Annotated in this window: 1 pseudogene; it reads left to right on the plus strand. The window is 68.6% G+C overall.

Features of this window, described 5'->3' with window-relative positions:
* A pseudogene (locus D7Y04_RS42725) lies at nucleotides 1-440 on the plus strand (peptidase M28); the annotation flags it as partial.

Raw genomic sequence — 440 nt, forward strand, 5'->3', positions numbered from 1 at the left:
GGCGTACATCGCGGCGCAGTTGGAGGCCCTGGGGCTGAAGCCCGCGGGCACCGACGGCACGTTCTTCCAACCGTTCGACCTGGTGGGTGTCACCGGCCATCCGGAGACGATGTCCATCCGCGCACCGCTGGGCGCCGCGGAGCTGAAGTTCCACGAGGACTTCATCGCGGTGTCGGGCGTGCAGGTTCCCGAGGCGAAGCTGGACGCGTCCGAGCTCGTCTTCGTGGGCTACGGCATCCAGGCGCCCGAGTACGCGTGGGACGACTTCAAGGGGATGGACCTGCGCGGCAAGACGCTGCTCATCCTCAACAGCGACCCGGAGGATGATCCCCGGCTCTTCGGGGGGCGCACGCGCCTCTGGTACGGCCGCTGGGATTACAAGTACGAGCAGGCGGCGAAGGTGGGCGCGGCGGGCGCCATCATCCTCCACACCACGGCCA

This window comes from Corallococcus sp. AB038B (genome assembly GCF_003668955.1).
In the GTDB taxonomy this organism is placed as follows: domain Bacteria; phylum Myxococcota; class Myxococcia; order Myxococcales; family Myxococcaceae; genus Corallococcus; species Corallococcus exiguus.